The 17,081-nt window shown below is 61.9% G+C and carries 15 protein-coding genes and 2 pseudogenes; 11 read left to right on the top strand and 6 right to left on the bottom strand.

Annotation, left to right across the window (positions count from 1 at the left end; all coding sequences use genetic code 11):
• The first annotated feature begins 55 nt into the window (after positions 1-55).
• Positions 56-1,129, top strand: a complete 1,074-nt coding sequence (locus J3A71_RS29035; protein WP_016484246.1) for an aminopeptidase — start codon at positions 56-58, stop codon at positions 1,127-1,129.
• 34 nt (positions 1,130-1,163) lie between these two features.
• Here the strand turns inward: J3A71_RS29035 and J3A71_RS29030 are convergent, their stop codons facing one another.
• Positions 1,164-1,814, bottom strand: a complete 651-nt coding sequence (locus J3A71_RS29030) for an HAD family hydrolase (RefSeq protein ID WP_016484247.1) — start codon at positions 1,812-1,814, stop codon at positions 1,164-1,166.
• 20 nt (positions 1,815-1,834) lie between these two features.
• Positions 1,835-2,383 carry a gamma carbonic anhydrase family protein gene (locus J3A71_RS29025; RefSeq protein WP_096425430.1) on the bottom strand — a complete coding sequence of 183 codons (549 nt, stop codon included), beginning with the start codon at positions 2,381-2,383 and terminating at the stop codon, positions 1,835-1,837.
• Between the two features lie 102 nt (positions 2,384-2,485).
• On the opposite strand from J3A71_RS29025, the gene prlC reads away from it, so the two are divergent.
• From prlC to J3A71_RS29010, 3 genes and pseudogenes are all read left to right on the top strand, one after another.
• Positions 2,486-4,537 carry an oligopeptidase A gene (gene prlC, locus J3A71_RS29020; protein WP_256587459.1) on the top strand — a complete coding sequence of 684 codons (2,052 nt, stop codon included), beginning with the start codon at positions 2,486-2,488 and terminating at the stop codon, positions 4,535-4,537.
• The gene (locus J3A71_RS29015) at positions 4,534-4,815 is read left to right on the top strand and encodes a YheV family putative zinc ribbon protein (protein WP_016484250.1); all 282 of its coding nucleotides are present in this window, start codon (positions 4,534-4,536) and stop codon (positions 4,813-4,815) included. Before prlC ends, J3A71_RS29015 begins: the two co-directional genes overlap by 4 nt.
• Positions 4,816-4,895: 80 nt before the next feature.
• Positions 4,896-5,852, top strand: a pseudogene (locus J3A71_RS29010) (PA0069 family radical SAM protein); the annotation flags it as partial.
• 104 nt (positions 5,853-5,956) lie between these two features.
• Here J3A71_RS29010 and istB read toward each other — a convergent pair.
• Together istB and istA are read right to left on the bottom strand one after the other, a co-directional pair.
• Positions 5,957-6,712 (bottom strand): IS21-like element ISPpu7 family helper ATPase IstB, encoded by a 756-nt coding sequence (istB, locus tag J3A71_RS29005; protein ID WP_019437637.1) that lies wholly within the window; start codon positions 6,710-6,712, stop codon positions 5,957-5,959.
• 17 nt (positions 6,713-6,729) lie between these two features.
• On the bottom strand, positions 6,730-8,244 hold the full coding sequence (gene istA, locus J3A71_RS29000; protein ID WP_019437638.1) for an IS21-like element ISPpu7 family transposase: 1,515 nt from the start codon (positions 8,242-8,244) through the stop codon (positions 6,730-6,732).
• Between the two features lie 205 nt (positions 8,245-8,449).
• Here istA and J3A71_RS31795 point away from each other — a divergent pair.
• The 3 genes and pseudogenes from J3A71_RS31795 to J3A71_RS28990 all read left to right on the top strand — a co-directional run.
• Positions 8,450-8,557: pseudogene (locus J3A71_RS31795) on the top strand (radical SAM protein); the annotation flags it as partial.
• 422 nt (positions 8,558-8,979) lie between these two features.
• The gene (locus tag J3A71_RS28995) at positions 8,980-9,699 is read left to right on the top strand and encodes a carbonic anhydrase (RefSeq protein ID WP_016484252.1); all 720 of its coding nucleotides are present in this window, start codon (positions 8,980-8,982) and stop codon (positions 9,697-9,699) included.
• A 191-nt stretch (positions 9,700-9,890) separates the two neighbouring features.
• Entirely contained in the window at positions 9,891-11,423 is a 1,533-nt protein-coding gene (locus J3A71_RS28990) for a SulP family inorganic anion transporter (protein WP_016484253.1), read from the top strand.
• A gap of 126 nt (positions 11,424-11,549) precedes the next feature.
• On the opposite strand, the gene J3A71_RS28985 is transcribed toward J3A71_RS28990, so the two are convergent.
• Positions 11,550-12,191, bottom strand: coding sequence for a hypothetical protein (locus J3A71_RS28985; RefSeq protein WP_209953595.1), 642 nt, complete (start codon positions 12,189-12,191; stop codon positions 11,550-11,552).
• 369 nt (positions 12,192-12,560) lie between these two features.
• Here J3A71_RS28985 and coxB point away from each other — a divergent pair, with 369 nt between their 5' ends.
• Genes coxB through J3A71_RS28965 form a run of 4 tightly spaced genes read left to right on the top strand, consistent with a single transcriptional unit; the run spans position 12,561 to position 16,802 of the window.
• Positions 12,561-13,688, top strand: a complete 1,128-nt coding sequence (coxB, locus tag J3A71_RS28980) for a cytochrome c oxidase subunit II (protein WP_016484255.1) — start codon at positions 12,561-12,563, stop codon at positions 13,686-13,688.
• A 43-nt stretch (positions 13,689-13,731) separates the two neighbouring features.
• Positions 13,732-15,321, top strand: a complete 1,590-nt coding sequence (gene ctaD, locus J3A71_RS28975; RefSeq protein ID WP_016484256.1) for a cytochrome c oxidase subunit I — start codon at positions 13,732-13,734, stop codon at positions 15,319-15,321.
• A 10-nt stretch (positions 15,322-15,331) separates the two neighbouring features.
• Positions 15,332-15,898: a cytochrome c oxidase assembly protein gene (locus tag J3A71_RS28970; protein ID WP_016484257.1), complete on the top strand. Its 567-nt coding sequence runs from the start codon at positions 15,332-15,334 to the stop codon at positions 15,896-15,898.
• A gap of 16 nt (positions 15,899-15,914) precedes the next feature.
• Positions 15,915-16,802, top strand: coding sequence for a cytochrome c oxidase subunit 3 (locus J3A71_RS28965; protein WP_016484258.1), 888 nt, complete (start codon positions 15,915-15,917; stop codon positions 16,800-16,802).
• 29 nt (positions 16,803-16,831) lie between these two features.
• Here the strand turns inward: J3A71_RS28965 and J3A71_RS28960 are convergent, their stop codons facing one another.
• A complete protein-coding gene (locus J3A71_RS28960; protein WP_016484259.1) occupies positions 16,832-17,035 on the bottom strand; it encodes a twin transmembrane helix small protein in 204 nt (67 codons plus the stop codon).
• Between the last annotated feature and the right edge of the window lie 46 nt (positions 17,036-17,081).

The raw sequence follows: 17,081 nt of genomic DNA, 5'->3' as shown, positions 1-17,081 counted from the left end.
TGGAGCGAATTGGCCTTGAGCGAGTCATACAGCCCGGATGCTTCGACTTTTTTTTATGCAGCGCTCAGGCCCTGGGGCACTCGACCGCGTTTTCACCCGTTTGGTTCCCCTGCTGGGGGCGATCCTGCTGAACGGTTGCAGCAGCGTCGCCTACTATGGGCAGCTGGCCGAGGGGCAGTTTCAGTTGCTGCGTGCGCGTCAGCCTGTTGCGCAGGTGGTGGCCGACCCGGCCACGTCACCGCAATTACGCTCGCGTCTTGCGCACGCTGAACAGGCGCGGGTTTTCGCCAGCGAGCAGTTGAAACTGCCGGATAACCGTAGCTATCGGGTGTATGCCGACATAGCCCGGCCTTATGTGGTGTGGAATGTGTTCGCCACGCCCGAACTGTCGCTGCAGCCGGTGACGCACTGTTTCCCGATTGCCGGGTGCGTGGCTTATCGCGGTTACTACCAGCAAGGTGCAGCACGCGGGGCGGCGGCATTGATGCGCCAAGACGGCCTGGATGTGTATGTCGGTGGCGTGGAGGCTTATTCGACCCTGGGCTGGTTCGACGACCCGATCTTGTCATCGATGGTGGGTTGGGGTGATGAACGCCTGGCGACGTTAATTTTTCATGAGCTGGCCCACCAGCGCTTTTATGTGCAGGACGATACCGAGTTCAACGAATCGTTTGCCTCGTTCGTAGAGCAGGAAGGCACACGCCAATGGCGTGCGGCGCGAGGGCTGGCTGCCATTGGCGAAAACCAGGGGCGCCAGCGTGACCAGTTCATCCGCCTGGTGCTGGCCAGCCGCGAGCGGTTGCAGGCGATTTATGCCGGGCCGCTGGACGATGCACACAAGCGGCTGGCCAAGCAGGCCGAGTTTGAGCGTTTGAGGCGTGAGTACCGGCAGGTGCGTGATGGCCAGTGGGGCGGCGACAAGCGCTATGACGCCTGGATGTATGGGCCGATGAGTAATGCCAAGTTGTTGCCGTTCGGGCTGTATGACCAGTGGGTGCCGGCGTTTGCGGCGGTGTTTCGTGAGGTGGGTGGGGACTGGCTTCGGTTTTACCAGCGGGTCGAGCAGTTGGGGCGGTTGCCGATTGAAGAAAGGAAAGCGGCGCTGCAGCGTCTGGTGGTTAGCCTGTGAGATTTTGGGGCCGCAACGCGGCCCCCTAGGGCACTCAAGCCTTGATGAATGCCTGATGCATCTCGGCCAAGGTCGCAAAGTGGTAGGCCGGCTCTTCTGCCATCAGTTCTTCCCGGCTACCAAACCCATACCCCACCGCCACCGCCTGTAAGCCATTGCTGCGCGCGCCAATCAGGTCATGTTTGCGGTCGCCGATCATCAGGGTCTGCGCCGGGTCCAGTCCTTCTTCATCCAGCAGATGGCGAATCAGCTCGACCTTGTTGGTACGCGTGCCGTCCAGTTCACTGCCGTAGATCACCTTGAAGTGTTGGTCGAAAGCGAAATGCCGGGCGATTTCGCGGGCGAATTCCCACGGTTTGGAAGTGGCGATATACAGCGTGCGGCCCTGCCCGTTAAGGGCTTCAAGCAACTCAGGCACACCTTGGAACACCAGGTTCTCGTAAAGGCCGGTGACGCGGAAACGCTCCCGGTAGAAGTTGACCGCGTCCCAAGCCTTTGCTTCGTCGAAGCTGTAGAACTGCATGAAGGCCTGCAGCAGGGGTGGGCCGATGAAGTGCTCGAGGCGGGTCAGGTCCGGCTCGTCGATGCCCAGCTTGGCCAGGGCATACTGGATCGAGCGGGTGATGCCCAGGCGTGGGTCGGTCAGGGTGCCGTCGAGGTCGAAGAGGATGTTTTGCTGTTGCATGTTCGTCTCGTTAGTCGGGTTTATTCCGGTTGGTCGTAGCCTTCGGCCAGGTGCTGGTCCTTGAGCTTCACGTAGTTGCCGGCGCTGTAGGAGAAGAACGCGCGCTCTTTGTCGTTCAGCAACCTGGCCTGTTTCACCGGGCTGCCCATGTACAGGTAACCACTGACCAGGCGTTTGCCCGGTGGTACCAGGCTGCCTGCACCGATGATCACTTCGTCTTCAACGATGGCGCCATCCATGATGGTGCTGCCCATGCCGACCAGGATGCGGTTGCCCAGGGTGCAGCCATGCAGCATCACCTTATGGCCAATGGTCACCTCGTCACCGATGATCAGCGGGAAGCCGTCCGGGTTGAACGGGCCGGCGTGGGTGATGTGCAGCACGCTGGCGTCCTGCACGCTGGTGCGCGCACCGATGCGGATGCGGTGCATGTCGCCGCGCACCACGGTCATGGGCCAGATCGAGCTGTCTTCACCAATCTCCACGTCGCCCAGCACCACCGCCGAACGGTCGACGAAGGCACGGATTCCCACTTTCGGAGTGTGTTGCTGGAAGCTTCGGATGGCCATGATAGCGTCTCTCATCTGTGCCGATAGGCAGGCTGCCTGCTGCGGTCGGCGTCGATTGTAATTAAGATGGGGCAGTGTTTCTTCTGCCAAGGTATCCAAACCGTGACTGCGAACAACCCGCTTTTGCAATCCCACGATCTGCCGCCCTTCTCGCAAATCCGTGCCGAACACGTGTTGCCGGCGATCGAAGCGATCCTGGCCGACAACCGTAAAGCCATTGCCGAGATCCTCGAAAAGCAGGGCAAGACCCCTACCTGGGCTGGCCTGGTGCTGGCGATAGACGAACTGAACGACCGCCTGGGCGCTGCCTGGAGCCCGGTCAGCCACCTCAACGCAGTGTGCAACAGCGCAGAGCTGCGCGAGGCTTACGAGTCGTGCCTGCCAGCGCTGAGCGCCTACTCTACCGAACTGGGCCAGAACCGTGCGCTGTTCGACGCCTACCAGGCGTTGATCAACAGCCCTGAAGCCGCCGGTTTCGACGTGGCGCAAAAAACTATCCTCGAGCATGCGCTGCGTGACTTCCGCCTGTCGGGTATCGACCTGCCGGCGGACAAGCAGCAGCGCTATGCCGAAGTGCAAAGCAAGCTCAGCGAGCTGGGCAGCCGCTTCTCCAACCAGCTGCTCGATGCTACCCAGGCCTGGACCAAGCACGTTACCGACGAAGCCGCGCTGGCCGGCCTGACCGACTCGGCCAAGGCGCAGATGGCCGCTGCGGCCCAGGCCAAGGGCCTTGAAGGCTGGCTGATTACCCTGGAATTCCCAAGCTACTACGCCGTGATGACCTACGCCAGCGACCGCGCCCTGCGCGAAGAGGTGTACGCCGCCTACTGCACCCGCGCCTCGGACCAGGGCCCGAATGCCGGCCAGTTCGACAACGGCCCGGTCATGCAGCAAATCCTTGACCTGCGCCAGGAGCTGGCCGAACTGCTGGGCTACAAGAACTACGCCGAGCTGAGCCTGGCCACCAAAATGGCTGAGTCCAGCGACCAGGTGCTGAGCTTCCTGCGTGACCTGGCCAAGCGTTCCAAGCCTTTTGCAGCCCAGGACCTGGAGCAGCTCAAGGCCTACGCCGCTGAGCAAGGCTGCCCTGAACTGGCCAGCTGGGACGCCGGCTACTTTGGTGAGAAGCTGCGCGAGCAGCGCTACAGCGTGTCGCAGGAAGCCCTGCGTGCCTATTTCCCGATCGATAAGGTGCTGGGTGGCCTGTTCAGCATTGTGCAGCGCCTGTACGGCATCGAAATCGCCGAACTCAAGGGCTTCGACAGCTGGCACCCGGACGTACGCCTGTTCGAGATCAAGGAAAACGGCCAGCATGTCGGCCGCTTCTTCTTCGACCTTTACGCCCGCGCCAACAAGCGCGGCGGGGCCTGGATGGATGGCGCCCGCGACCGTCGTCGTACTGCCGGTGGCGAACTGCAGAGCCCGGTGGCCAACCTGGTGTGCAACTTCACTCCGGCCGCACCCGGCAAGCCGGCACTGCTGACCCATGATGAAGTCACCACCCTGTTCCACGAATTCGGCCACGGCCTGCACCACCTGCTGACCCGCATCGAGCATGCCGGTGTTTCGGGTATTAACGGCGTGGCCTGGGACGCGGTCGAGCTGCCGAGCCAGTTCATGGAAAACTGGTGCTGGGAGCCAGAAGGCCTGGCACTGATCTCCGGCCATTACGAAACCGGCGCGGCCTTGCCTCAGGACCTGCTGGACAAAATGCTGGCGGCGAAGAACTTCCAGTCGGGCATGATGATGGTGCGCCAGCTTGAATTCTCGCTGTTCGACTTCGAGCTACACGCCAGCCATGGCGACGGCCGCAGCGTGCTGCAGGTGCTCGAAGGCGTGCGCGACGAGGTGTCGGTCATGCGCCCACCGGCGTACAACCGCTTCCCCAATAGCTTCGCGCACATCTTTGCTGGCGGTTATGCGGCGGGCTACTACAGCTACAAGTGGGCTGAAGTGCTGTCGGCTGACGCCTTCTCGCGCTTCGAGGAAGAAGGTGTGCTGAATGCCGAGACCGGCCGCGCCTTCCGCGAGGCTATCCTGGCCCGTGGCGGTTCGCGCGAGCCGATGGTGCTGTTTGTCGACTTCCGTGGCCGTGAGCCTTCCATTGATGCGCTGCTGCGGCACAGCGGCCTTACCGAAGGCGCTGCGGCGTGAGCGAGGTAGCTGTGAACAAGACCAAGAAGCGCTTCATTGCCGGGGCGGTATGCCCCGCATGCAGCGAGCCTGACAAGCTGATGATGTGGAGCGAAGACGACGTACCGCACCGCGAGTGCGTCGCCTGCGGGTTCACCGACACCCTCAACGAGCAGGGCTTGTCGGTGCCCAAGGAGCTCGGTACCCGGGTTAACCACCTGGCACCCAAGGCGGCGCCGGCCAAAGTACAGACGGTGCAGTTCTTCCCTAATCCGAAGCTGAAGAAACCGACAGAGTAAGCACTGGCTGTCGGATCAGAGGCGCTGGTGGATTCATGGTAGTCGCGATACTGTATGTAAATACAGTATAGGGGTTAGCCATGAATCCTCCAGCACCATTAAAGGGCCGTGGCACGGCGCACAATCCGCATAACCGCTTTGCCCCCAACCATTCGGTGGTCGAGGACGACGGCTGGTATCAGGAAGTGCCGCAGACCCAAGGCACCGAAGTGCGCAGCGAGACAGCGAAATCGGTCATCACCCGCAATACATCGCCCGACCTGCCCTTTGACCGCTCCATCAACCCTTACCGCGGCTGCGAGCATGGCTGCATCTACTGCTATGCCCGGCCTTCCCATGCCTATTGGGACCTCTCCCCCGGCCTGGACTTCGAAACCAAGCTGATCGCCAAGACCAATGCCGCCGAGATACTCGCGCAGCAGTTGAGCAAACCGGGCTACGTGTGCGCGCCGATCAACCTGGGCTCCAATACCGACCCGTACCAGCCGATCGAGCGGGACCAGTTGCTGACACGGCGCCTGCTCGAAGTGTTGCTGCGTTTTCGTCACCCGGTGACCATCGTGACCAAGGGCTCGCTGGTGTTGCGTGACCTCGACCTGCTGGCCGAAATGGCCCGGCAACGACTGGCGCGAGTGATGATCAGCCTGACGACGCTGGACGACGACCTCAAGCGGGTACTGGAACCGCGGGCGGCGTCACCCAATGCCCGGTTGAGGGCCATCCGCGTGCTACGCGAGGCGGGTGTGCCAGTGGGGGTGCTGTGTTCGCCGATGATTCCGATGATCAACGACAGTGAGCTGGAGCGCTTGCTGGAGGCTGCCAAGGAAGCTGGCGCACAGAGCGCGGCCTACATGATGCTGCGCCTGCCACTGGAGGTGGCGCCGCTGTTCGAGCAGTGGCTGCAGGACCATTATCCGCAACGGGCGGCCCATGTGTTGAGCCTGATCCGCCAGAGCCGGGGCGGCGAGCTGTATGACAGCCGGTTTGGTGCGCGCATGCGCGGGGAAGGGGTATTTGCCGAGTTGTTGGCTCAGCGTGCGGATTCCACGCCATTCGGACACTCAGCCCACGCTGATCCGGACACCTGTTCCACGCTCATTCGGACAGGCAGTCGGAGCGCAGCGACGCAGGGGTGGCATTGTTAGTCCGGGTTGGCTGGCGTCGTCAATTTCTGCGTCCGTTTGCGCATTGATTCACCCTTCAGATTGATCCGATAAGCGTTGTGCACCAGGCGGTCGAGGATGGCATCGGCCAGGGTCGGATCGCCGATCAGTTCGTGCCAGTTGTCCACCGGCATCTGGCTGGTGACGATGGTCGAGCGCTGGCCGTAACGGTCGTCCAGTAGCTCCAGCATGTCGCGCCGTTGCTCGCCGGTGAACGGGGCCAGGCCCCAGTCGTCGAGGATCAGCAGGTCGGTCTTGGCGTAGCTGCTCATCAGCTTGGCGAAGCGGCCGTCGCCATGGGCCAGACCCAGTTCTTCCAGCAAACGTGGCAGGCGCAGGTAGCGCACGCTGTAGCCCTCCCGGCAGGCCTGGTGGGCCAGGGCGCAGGCCAGCCAGGTTTTACCGACACCGGTGGGGCCGCCGATGATCAGGTTGAGGCCGTCGCGCAGCCACTGACCACTGCTCAGTTGCAGGATCAGCGCCTTATCCAGTCCGCGCGGGCTGCGGTAGTCGATGTCTTCGAGGCAGGCGTTGTGCTTGAGCCGGGCCTGGCGCAGGCGGCTGCTCAGGCGCTTGTCATCGCGTTCGGTCAGCTCGCGGTCGACCAGCAGGCCGAGGCGTTCTTCGAAGCTCAGGCTGTCGATGTCCGGGGTTTTCAGTTGTTCATTCAGCGCCTTGAGCATGCCGTGCAGGCGCAGGGTTTGCAGCTTGTCCAGGGTCGGATGGGGCAGCATGGTGGGATTCCTTGGGGTCAGTGGTAGTAGGCGGATCCGCGCAGGTTGGCGTGGTCGTCCGGTAGTAGCGGCAGGTTGGTTTGAGCTAGCGGCAGGTTTTCCAGCCCCTGGCGCAGGATCGATTCGAGGCTCTTGTAGCTGCACGTGCCGAGGCTGATGGCGCGACGGCAGGCCAACTCCAGACGCGCCTCACCGTGGGTTTTACCCAGGCGCAGGATGCCCAGGCAGGCCCGGTAGCCCTGCTGCGGATGGATGCGCCGTTCGAGGATGTGCCGGATCACGCCGGCGGTGTTCGGCCCGGTCTGCTCGGCCCAGCGGATCAGCCGTTGCGGCGTCCACTCGGCATGCTCGCGATGGCTCTTGGGCATGTGCTCGGCCTGCGTGCTGTGCCTGCCCTTGTGCATTGAGCGCAGGTGGCTGGCCACTCGCTGGTTGGCGTGGAAAAACTCGACGGTGCGCGCCGTCAGGCGCACCTCCAGCTGCTTCTTCACCAGTTGATACGGCACCGAGTAGTAATGCCCATCGACCTCGACGTGGTAGTCGATGTGCACCCGCGCCTTCTTCCACTCGGCGTAGACGTAGGGTTGCTCCGGCAGGGGGCGCAGCGCCGGACGATCCAGGCTGTCGAAGGCCGACTGCCGGGAGCCCGGCAGCTTCTTGAACGGGCGTTGGTTGAGCCGCTCCAGCAGCCCGGCGATGGCCGTGTTGAGTTCATCCAGGGAGAAGAACTGCCGATTCCTCAGTGCGGCGAGGATCCAACGCTCGACCACCTGCACGCCGACTTCGGCCTTGGCCTTGTCGCGCGGTTTGCGTGCCCGCGCCGGCACCACCGCCACGCCATAGTGCTCGGCCAGATCGCGGTAGCTCGGGTTGATGTCCGGCTCGTAGCGGTGACTCTTGCTCACCGCGCTGCGCAGGTTGTCCGGCACCACGATCTCCGGCACGCCGCCGAGGAAGGCGAAGCAGCGGGCATGGGAGCCTAGCCAGTCCGGCAGCTGCTGCGACCAGGTGGCTTCGGCGAAGGTGTAGCTGGACGCGCCGAGCACCGCGACGAACACCTGCGCCTGGCGGATCTCGCCGCTGTGGCGATCGATAACCGGCACCGTCTGGCCGGCATAGTCGACGAACAGCTTCTCGCCGACGCGGTGCTCCTGACGCATCACCACGTCCAACTTGCCCTGCCAGGCTCGGTAGTGCTCACAGAACCAGCTGTACTGAAAGCCCTGAGGCTGGCTCAGGCGGTACTCCTGCCAGAGCAGCGCCAGGGTCACCCCGGGGCGGCGCAGTTCGGCATGCACCCATGCCCAATCGGGTAAAGGCCGCTTCTCACTGGCAACCGCCGGGGCCGGCGGGAACAGTTGCTGCTCCAACTCGGCATCGGACAACGAACAGGGCCAGGTGAGGCCGCTGGCGGCAAAACGGCAGAGGTAATCACCGGCACTGCTGTGGCCAATGCCCAGGCTGCGGGCGATCTTGCGCACGGACAGGCCGCAGTCGAACTTGAGGCGTAACACCTCTCGGATTTTACGCATGGATAAACGCTCCACAACGACCTCTCTGCTTCGAAAAAGAGATCGATGGTAGTGAATAAATCCTGCGTGGCTGCCTGCCAGAAAAGTGTCCGGATGACCGTGGAGTCGGTGTCCGGATGCTCGTGGAATGAGTGTCCGGATCAGCGTGGAATCACTGTCCGGATGCGCGTGGAATGGGTGTCCGAGTCAGCGTGGAATCCGCACTCAGCGCTTTGCCAAAGCCATGAAGCGGCTGGATTTTGAAGGGCGCGAGGCGCAGACGCTGGATTGCTCTGCCTTCTGCCCGCCCGGTGGGCAGATGCCCCTATTTTGATCTTTGAACAGATCACGGTTTTTGTGGGAGCGGGCGTGCCCGCGAACACCGGCGCAGCCGGTGCCATATACCGAGTTGCCCTTTTCGCGGGCATGCCCGCTCCCACAGGTACCTTGGAGGTCTCAGGTTCCCAAATGGGGCCTATTGCCAGCCCTCAATACAACTAATCCGAGTTAATAATTGCGCTAATACATATTGGCAGTTGATGTTTTTTTGCTATTATCCAGCTCCCGCCTTTTACATCTGGAACACCCGTTCTAGAGCCTCCGAATTAAGTTTCAGTTAAGTTTTCCCCGCTAGCGTAGGCAATCAGTCCACACCGACTGTGATCTATGGCCCGTGCGTGTCATCTAAAACCCTGCATAGCCATAATCTTTCCCCGGTAAAATGGATTTACCACCACACCGTCAAGAGGATGAATCATGCCCGTCAAGGACCCATCCAAGGTCGTTCCGGATGTACCCGCCGAGGGCGCCGATGCCGCCCTGAAGCACATCGTCGACGGCTTCCTGCGCTTTCACCATGACGTCTTCCCCGAGCAGCAAGAGCTGTTCAAGAAGCTCGCCACTGCGCAAACGCCGCGTGCCATGTTCATCACCTGCGCCGACTCGCGCATCGTCCCCGAGTTGATCACCCAGAGCTCGCCCGGCGACCTGTTCGTAACCCGTAACGTGGGTAACGTGGTACCGCCCTACGGCCAGATGAACGGCGGCGTTTCCAGCGCCATCGAATACGCCGTGCTTGCGCTGAAAGTGCACCACATCATCGTCTGTGGCCACTCCGACTGTGGCGCCATGCGTGCGGTACTCAACCCGCAATCGCTGACCAAGATGCCGACTGTTTCTGCCTGGCTGCGCCATGCCGAAGTGGCGCGTACCGTGGTCGAGAACAACTGCTCGTGCGGTACCGAACACGAAACCATGCAGGTGCTGACCAAGGAAAACGTGATCGCCCAATTGCATCACCTGCGCACCCACCCTTCGGTTGCTTCGCGCCTTGCAGCCGGTGAGCTGTTCATTCATGGCTGGGTTTACGACATCGAAACCAGCAAGATCGAAGCCTACGACGCCATCAGCGACAGCTTCCTGCCCCTGGCTGCTGGCGAGCCGGTCCCCTGCGCTACTCCGAGAGGCCGCTACTAAGCGACCCATCCACCGCTAGAACCTTGATAGCCGGCTGCACCCTGCTGGGGTGTGGCGCGGCCTTCGGCTGCCTTGAATTCCCTGACTGCCCTGCCGGCAAGCCCGCTGGCGGCCCGCGCTTGCGCGCTAGTCAGGGGCAAACGTGCCCACGGTCAGAGGAATGACCGTGTGACAAAGAAAGGAGAAACACGGTGAACATTACACAGTTGAAAGCGGCCCTGCCGCGTGAGTTGCTGGCGTCGGTGGTGGTCTTTCTGGTGGCCCTGCCATTGTGCATGGGTATCGCGATTGCATCGGGCATGCCGCCGGCCAAGGGCCTGATTACCGGCATTATCGGCGGGGTTGTGGTGGGTTTCCTCGCCGGTTCGCCATTGCAGGTCAGTGGCCCGGCCGCCGGCTTGGCGGTACTGGTGTTCGAGCTGGTGCGCCAGCATGGCGTGGCCATGCTCGGGCCGATCTTGTTGCTGGCGGGGCTGCTGCAGTTGCTGGCTGGGCGCCTGCGTCTGGGTTGCTGGTTTCGCGTCACTGCGCCAGCGGTGGTGTACGGCATGTTGGCGGGCATTGGCGTGCTGATCGTGTTGTCGCAGATACATGTGATGTTCGATACAGCGCCGCAGCCTTCGGGGCTGCAGAACCTGCTGGAATTCCCGTCCACCGTGGCCGCAGCCCTGCCACAGGAACGCTCAGGCTCCGGCTGGATGGCGGGTGCGCTCGGCCTGGGTACCATCGCTATCATGTGGGGCTGGGAGCGCCTGCGGCCCCAGCGGCTGCGCTTCGTCCCTGGGGCCCTGTTGGGTGTTGCAGCCATGACCGTCATCAGTATGTGGCTGGCCTTGCCGGTAAACCGGGTGCAGGTGCCGGCAGACCTGTCCGAGGCCATCGACTGGATCCGCCCGGGTGACCTGATGCAACTGGCCGACCCTACCCTGCTGGTTGCCGCCTTTGCCCTGGCCTTCATCGCCAGCGCCGAAACCTTGCTGTCGGCTGCGGCGGTGGACCGGATGCACAGCGGCCAGCGTTCGGACTTCGACCGTGAGCTGTCGGCCCAAGGTATCGGCAACATGCTCTGTGGCGTGCTCGGAGCGTTGCCGATGACGGGCGTGATCGTGCGCAGTTCGGCCAATGTGCAGGCGGGCGCGCAGACACGGGCATCGGCAATCTTCCACGGGCTGTGGCTGTTGGCCTTCGTGGTGGTGTTGAGCAGCGTGCTGCAGCAGATTCCGGTGGCGAGCCTGGCGGGTGTGCTGGTGTTTACCGGGGTGAAGTTGGTTGATTTCAAGGCGTTTCGTGGCCTGGGCCGTTATGGCCGCATGCCGATGTTCACCTATGCGGCGACAGCCCTGGCGATCATCTTCACCGACCTGCTGACCGGCGTGCTGCTGGGCTTTGCCCTGACCCTGCTGAAGCTGGCGTTCAAGGCGGCGCGGCTGAAGATCAACCTGGTGAGCCTGGAGAAGGCCGGGCACATGGAACTGCGCCTCAGTGGCGCGGCGACGTTCCTCAAGGTGCCGGCGCTGACCCAGGTGCTGGATACGGTACCGGCGGGCACTACGCTGCATGTGCCGTTGGGTAACCTGAGCTATATCGATCACTCGTGCCTTGAGTTGCTGGAGGACTGGAGCCGCAGCAATTCGGCCAATGGGTCACGGTTGCTGATAGAGCAGCGGCGCCTGAAGCGGCGGATCGAGGGGCGGTTGCGCACTACGGCGGGGGTTGGGGCCTGAAAACTTCTATCGCCTGAACTGGCCTCTTCGCGGGTGAACCCGCTGCCACAGGGACCGCGCAGACACTCAATGCTGTGCAGTACCTGTGGCAGCGGGCGAGCCCGCGAAGAGGCCGGTACCGGAATATCAGGCTGGTTGACCCAGCTCCACACCCAGCTGGCGCGACAGGCAAGGCCAGCGCTTCCACGCCTCGCCGGTTGCCGGGCTGCTCAGCTTCTCGCGGTACGCCTCCACCGACTCCACCGCAAAGCTTTCGTCATTGAGCATTTCGTCAACCGAGTGGTGCACCACTTCATCCAGCTGGTTGGCAAAGCTTTCGCCAACCAACTGGTGGGCAATCAGGTTGGCGACAGTGGTGTCGACCGGGATCAATGGCTGCTGGAAGTGGCGGATGTACAAGTCATTCACCTCTTCCACCAGGCGGTGCGCCAGGTAGGCCTCATCCAGCAAGCAGTCCAGGCCGACATGCCCTTGCATCACGCTGGGCGGCTGCAGGAAGTAGGCTTCGGCAATTTTCAGTACGGGTTTGATCTGCGATTCGATCCCGGCTTCGCGGGCGACCGCGTGGGCGGCCTCCAGCAGTTCCGGAACCTGATCGATGTAGGCGCTGACGAAGCGCGCCAAAGTACCCTGGGCGTCCTGCTCAGGCAGTTGGATCGAGGGATGCAGGTGGGGCAGTTGCAGCTCGAGACGCTCTTTCAATTGGCCGGTCTGGCCTTCATGTTGATGGGCTTGGCTTACCTGCTCGCGTACAGCAGCGATGTTCATGACAACTCCAGGGACATTACGTTTCAAACGGAAGACACTAAATTAGCTCGGTATACAGAATACCTAAGACGTATTTGTTATAAGTCCCGCAAACGTGTGCGCTATCAGGCATATAGCCGTGCCATTATTACGCCATTTCCCATCAAGCACGCGGCTTTCAGGCCATTCAGCCATTTCGTGAAGTTCATTTCACACGCTTCATTGCGTGCCATTGGTCGCTGTCTATACTCCCGTTGAACGTGATTCGTTGATGAGGCCCGACTGCTTTTAGCAGGGGCTCGGTCGTCGAAGCCAGGCAGTCTTGACCGCCGTTCCCTCTTGCCGCAGGCCACGCCTCCGGGACAACAAGAATTAGAAGGGGAACCCGCAATGATGCGACATCCACATGTCTGGATGGGCCTCCTGTTGTGGTCGGTTTTTGGTCAGGCCAATGCCGCCTGGACCGTGAACATGCACCCGGGGGCGACGGAAGTTTCCAACGCCGTCTTCGACCTGCACATGACCATCTTCTGGATCTGCGTGATCATTGGCATCGTGGTGTTTGGCGCGATGTTCTGGTCGATGGTCGTCCACCGCCGCTCCACTGGCCAGCAGGCTGCGCATTTCCACGAGCACACTTGGGTGGAAATCCTCTGGACCGTGGTGCCCTTCCTGATTCTGGTGGTGATGGCCATTCCGGCCACCAAGACCCTGATCGACATCTACGACGCCAGCGAGTCGGACATCGACATCCAGGTCACCGGCTACCAGTGGAAGTGGCACTACAAATACCTGGGTCAGGACGTGGAGTTCTTCAGCAACCTCGCCACCCCTGCCGATCAGATTCACAACAAGGCCCCCAAGGACGAGCATTACCTGCTTGAAGTCGACCAGCCGCTGGTGCTGCCGGTGGGTGCCAAGGTGCGCTTCCTGGTGACCGCCGCGGATGTCATCCACTCCTGGTGGGTGCCGGCTTTTGCGGTCAAGCGTGACGCCATCCCCGGCTTCGTCAACGAAGCCTGGACCCGTATCGAGAAGCCCGGCATCTACCGTGGCCAGTGCACCGAGTTGTGCGGCAAGGACCACGGCTTCATGCCGGTGGTGGTCGAGGTCAAGTCCAAGGCCGACTACGACACCTGGCTGGGCGAGCGCAAGGCTGAAGCCGCCAAGCTCAAGGAGCTGACCAGCAAGGAATGGACCCTGGAAGAGCTGGTGGCGCGTGGCGACAAGGTCTACCACACCACCTGCGTGGCCTGTCACCAGGCCGAAGGCCAGGGCCTGCCGCCGATGTTCCCGGCGCTCAAGGGCTCGAAGATTGCCACCGGGCCGAAGGAAGGCCATCTGAGCATTGTCTTCCACGGCAAGCCCGGCACGGCCATGGCCGCCTTTGGCAAGCAACTGTCGGAAGTCGACATCGCTGCTGTGGTCACCTACGAGCGCAATGCCTGGGGTAACAACAAAGGCGACATGGTCACGCCGAAGGACGTGCTGGCGCTGAAGCAGGCAGAAGCCAAGTGAACCGGGTTACTCGCGGCAACCAATGGGTTGCAGGAGACAGGACATGAGTGCAGTGATCGACGACCAAGCCCACGGCCATGACCATGCGCACGGCCCGGCCAAGGGCCTGATGCGCTGGGTGCTGACCACCAACCATAAAGACATCGGCACGATGTACCTGTGGTTCAGCTTCATCATGTTCCTGCTGGGTGGCTCGTTCGCCATGGTCATCCGGGCCGAACTGTTCCAGCCAGGCTTGCAGATCGTGGAGCCGGCGTTCTTCAACCAGATGACCACCATGCATGGCCTGATCATGGTGTTCGGTGCAGTGATGCCGGCCTTCGTCGGCCTGGCCAACTGGATGATCCCGTTGATGATCGGGGCGCCCGACATGGCCTTGCCGCGGATGAACAACTTCAGCTTCTGGCTGCTGCCGGCGGCGTTCCTGCTGCTGGTTTCGACCCTGTTCAGCCCGGGTGGCGGGCCGAACTTCGGCTGGACCTTCTACGCCCCGCTGTCCACCACCTATGCACCCGCCAGCGTCACCTTCTTCATTTTCGCCATCCACCTGATGGGCATCAGCTCGATCATGGGCGCGATCAACGTGATTGCCACCATCCTCAATCTGCGTGCGCCAGGCATGACCCTGATGAAGATGCCGCTGTTTGTCTGGACCTGGCTGATCACGGCCTTTCTGTTGATCGCGGTGATGCCGGTGCTGGCCGGCGTGGTGACCATGATGCTGATGGACATTCACTTCGGCACCAGTTTCTTCAGCGCGGCCGGTGGCGGTGACCCGGTGCTGTTCCAGCACGTGTTCTGGTTCTTCGGCCACCCCGAGGTGTACATCATGATCCTGCCGGCGTTCGGCGCGGTCAGCTCGATCATCCCGGCGTTCTCGCGCAAGCCGCTGTTCGGCTACACCTCGATGGTGTACGCCACCGGCGCAATTGCCTTTCTGTCGTTCATCGTCTGGGCCCACCACATGTTCGTGGTCGGCATCCCGGTAGTGGGCGAGCTGTTCTTCATGTACGCCACCATGCTGATTGCCGTGCCCACAGGGGTGAAGGTGTTCAACTGGGTCAGCACAATGTGGGAAGGCTCGCTCACCTTCGAGACGCCGATGCTGTTCGCCATCGCCTTCGTCATCCTGTTCACCATCGGCGGTTTCTCCGGGCTGATGCTGGCGATCGCCCCGGCGGACTTCCAGTACCACGACACCTACTTCGTGGTGGCGCACTTCCACTACGTGCTGGTACCCGGGGCGATTTTTGGCATCTTTGCCTCGGCTTACTACTGGCTACCGAAATGGACCGGCCACATGTACGACGAAACCCTCGGCAAGTTGCACTTCTGGCTGTCGTTCATCGGCATGAACATGGCCTTCTTCCCGATGCACTTCGTAGGGCTGGCCGGCATGCCGCGTCGCATCCCCGACTACAACCTGCAGTTCGCCGACTTCAATATGGTGTCGTCGATCGGTGCCTTCATGTTCGGCGCCACGCAAATCTTCTTCCTGTTCATTGTCATCAAGTGCATTCGCGGTGGCGCGCCGGCACCGGCCAAACCCTGGGATGGCGCCGAGGGCCTGGAGTGGTCGATCCCCTCCCCTGCGCCTTACCACACCTTCCAGACCCCACCGGAAGTGAAATAGGAAACCTGTCATGAACGGCCTGTCGCTGAAACGCCTGGTAACGCGCCTGTTGATGCTGACGGTGGTGATGTTCGCCTTCGGCTTCGCCCTGGTGCCGATCTACGACGTGATGTGCAAGGCCTTTGGCATCAACGGCAAGACCGGTGGGCAATACGAGGGCAGCCAGGTTAGCGACCCGTCGCGTTCGGTGCGGGTGCAGTTCATGTCGACCAATGCCAGCGACATGGTCTGGGATTTCTATTCCACTGCCGACCAGCTGGAGGTCAACCCGGGTGCGGTGAACCAGATGATATTCGTTGCGCACAACCCGACCGATCGGCCGATGAGCGCGCAAGCCATACCCAGCATCACCCCGGCCGAGGCCGCGGCGTACTTCCACAAGACCGAGTGCTTCTGTTTTACCCAGCAGGTGCTGCAGCCCGGCGAACGCATCGAGATGCCGGTGCGCTTCATCGTCGACCGCGACCTGCCGGCCAGCGTGAAGCACCTGACACTGGCCTACACCTTGTTCGACATCACCGCTCGCCACCCGCCGGTCGCGCATGTTGCGGCCCAGGACGTCCAGGGCGCCCGTTAAGGGAAGGAGAACAGCAATGGCAAGTCATCAGCACTACTACGTTCCGGCGCAGAGCAAGTGGCCCATCATCGCCACCATCGGCATGTTCATCACGGTGTTTGGCCTGGGCACCTGGTTCAACGACATGAAGGCCGGCCACCCGGAATCGCACGGGCCGCTGATTTTCTTCGTGGGCGCTTTGTTCCTGGCCTACATGCTGTTCGGCTGGTTTGGGGCGGTGGTCAAGGAGAGCCGCGCCGGGTTGTACAGCCCGCAGCTGGACCGCTCGTTCCGCTGGGGGATGAGCTGGTTCATCTTCTCTGAAGTCATGTTCTTCCTGGCCTTCTTCGGTGCGCTGTTCTACGTGCGCGTGCTTGCCGGGCCGTGGCTGGGAGGTGAAGGCGCCAAAGGGGTTGCACACATGCTGTGGCCGACTTTCGAGTTCACCTGGCCGCTGCTGCACACGCCGGATCCGAAACTGTTCCCGCCGCCCAAAGAAGTAATCGACCCGTGGCACCTGCCACTGATCAACACGATCTTGCTGGTCAGTTCCAGTGTGACCATCACCATCGCCCACCACGCCCTGCGCCGTGACCACCGTGGTCCGCTGAAATTCTGGATGGCCCTGACCATCCTGCTGGGGCTCAGCTTCATTGCATTGCAAGCCTTCGAGTATCACGAAGCCTATACCAAGCTGGGGCTGACGCTGGGGTCGGGGATCTATGGCGCGACGTTCTTCATGCTCACCGGGTTCCACGGTGCCCACGTGACCTTGGGCACGATCATCCTGATCGTGATGTTCGTGCGCATCTTGCGCGGGCATTTCAACCCCGAGAAACACTTCGGCTTCGAGGCAGCCAGCTGGTATTGGCACTTCGTCGACGTGGTGTGGGTGGGGTTGTTCATTTTTGTGTATGTGCTGTAGGGCCAATCGCCGGCAAAACGAGTGCAGTTTCAGAAGGGGGCGTGTGAAACCAGCTGACCGCTGAGCAAACCCCAGGCGACCAGGGCAATTGTCAGGGCCGCCAGGGTCACCCGCACGGTCAGAGCCTTCAGCAGACGCGTCGAGTTTTCATCGTCCTTGACCAGAAACACCAGGCCACTGAACAGGCTGGCAATCGTGGCCAACAGCATCAGGACAATCGCGGCCTTGAGCATGGCGCTACTCCGGGGGGATGCGGTGATGTGGATAAGTATAGCGAGG

The organism is Pseudomonas sp. PvP089 (assembly GCF_017875165.1).
In the GTDB taxonomy this organism is placed as follows: Bacteria; Pseudomonadota; Gammaproteobacteria; order Pseudomonadales; family Pseudomonadaceae; genus Aquipseudomonas; species Aquipseudomonas fortuita.
This window is presented reverse-complemented; position numbering and strand designations above follow the sequence as displayed.

What these genes read in the sequence shown, in the direction of transcription:
- coxB (WP_016484255.1), top strand. Translation starts at nt 12,561, where the DNA reads ATGATGCGACATCCACATGTCTGGATGGGCCTCCTGTTGTGGTCGGTT.
- istA (WP_019437638.1), bottom strand. Translation starts at nt 8,244, where the DNA reads ATGCGTAAAATCCGAGAGGTGTTACGCCTCAAGTTCGACTGCGGCCTG.
- J3A71_RS29035 (WP_016484246.1), top strand. Translation starts at nt 56, where the DNA reads ATGCAGCGCTCAGGCCCTGGGGCACTCGACCGCGTTTTCACCCGTTTG.
- J3A71_RS28970 (WP_016484257.1), top strand. Translation starts at nt 15,332, where the DNA reads ATGAACGGCCTGTCGCTGAAACGCCTGGTAACGCGCCTGTTGATGCTG.
- ctaD (WP_016484256.1), top strand. Translation starts at nt 13,732, where the DNA reads ATGAGTGCAGTGATCGACGACCAAGCCCACGGCCATGACCATGCGCAC.
- J3A71_RS28960 (WP_016484259.1), bottom strand. Translation starts at nt 17,035, where the DNA reads ATGCTCAAGGCCGCGATTGTCCTGATGCTGTTGGCCACGATTGCCAGC.
- istB (WP_019437637.1), bottom strand. Translation starts at nt 6,712, where the DNA reads ATGCTGCCCCATCCGACCCTGGACAAGCTGCAAACCCTGCGCCTGCAC.
- J3A71_RS29025 (WP_096425430.1), bottom strand. Translation starts at nt 2,383, where the DNA reads ATGGCCATCCGAAGCTTCCAGCAACACACTCCGAAAGTGGGAATCCGT.
- J3A71_RS28995 (WP_016484252.1), top strand. Translation starts at nt 8,980, where the DNA reads ATGCCCGTCAAGGACCCATCCAAGGTCGTTCCGGATGTACCCGCCGAG.
- J3A71_RS28985 (WP_209953595.1), bottom strand. Translation starts at nt 12,191, where the DNA reads ATGAACATCGCTGCTGTACGCGAGCAGGTAAGCCAAGCCCATCAACAT.
- J3A71_RS28965 (WP_016484258.1), top strand. Translation starts at nt 15,915, where the DNA reads ATGGCAAGTCATCAGCACTACTACGTTCCGGCGCAGAGCAAGTGGCCC.
- J3A71_RS29030 (WP_016484247.1), bottom strand. Translation starts at nt 1,814, where the DNA reads ATGCAACAGCAAAACATCCTCTTCGACCTCGACGGCACCCTGACCGAC.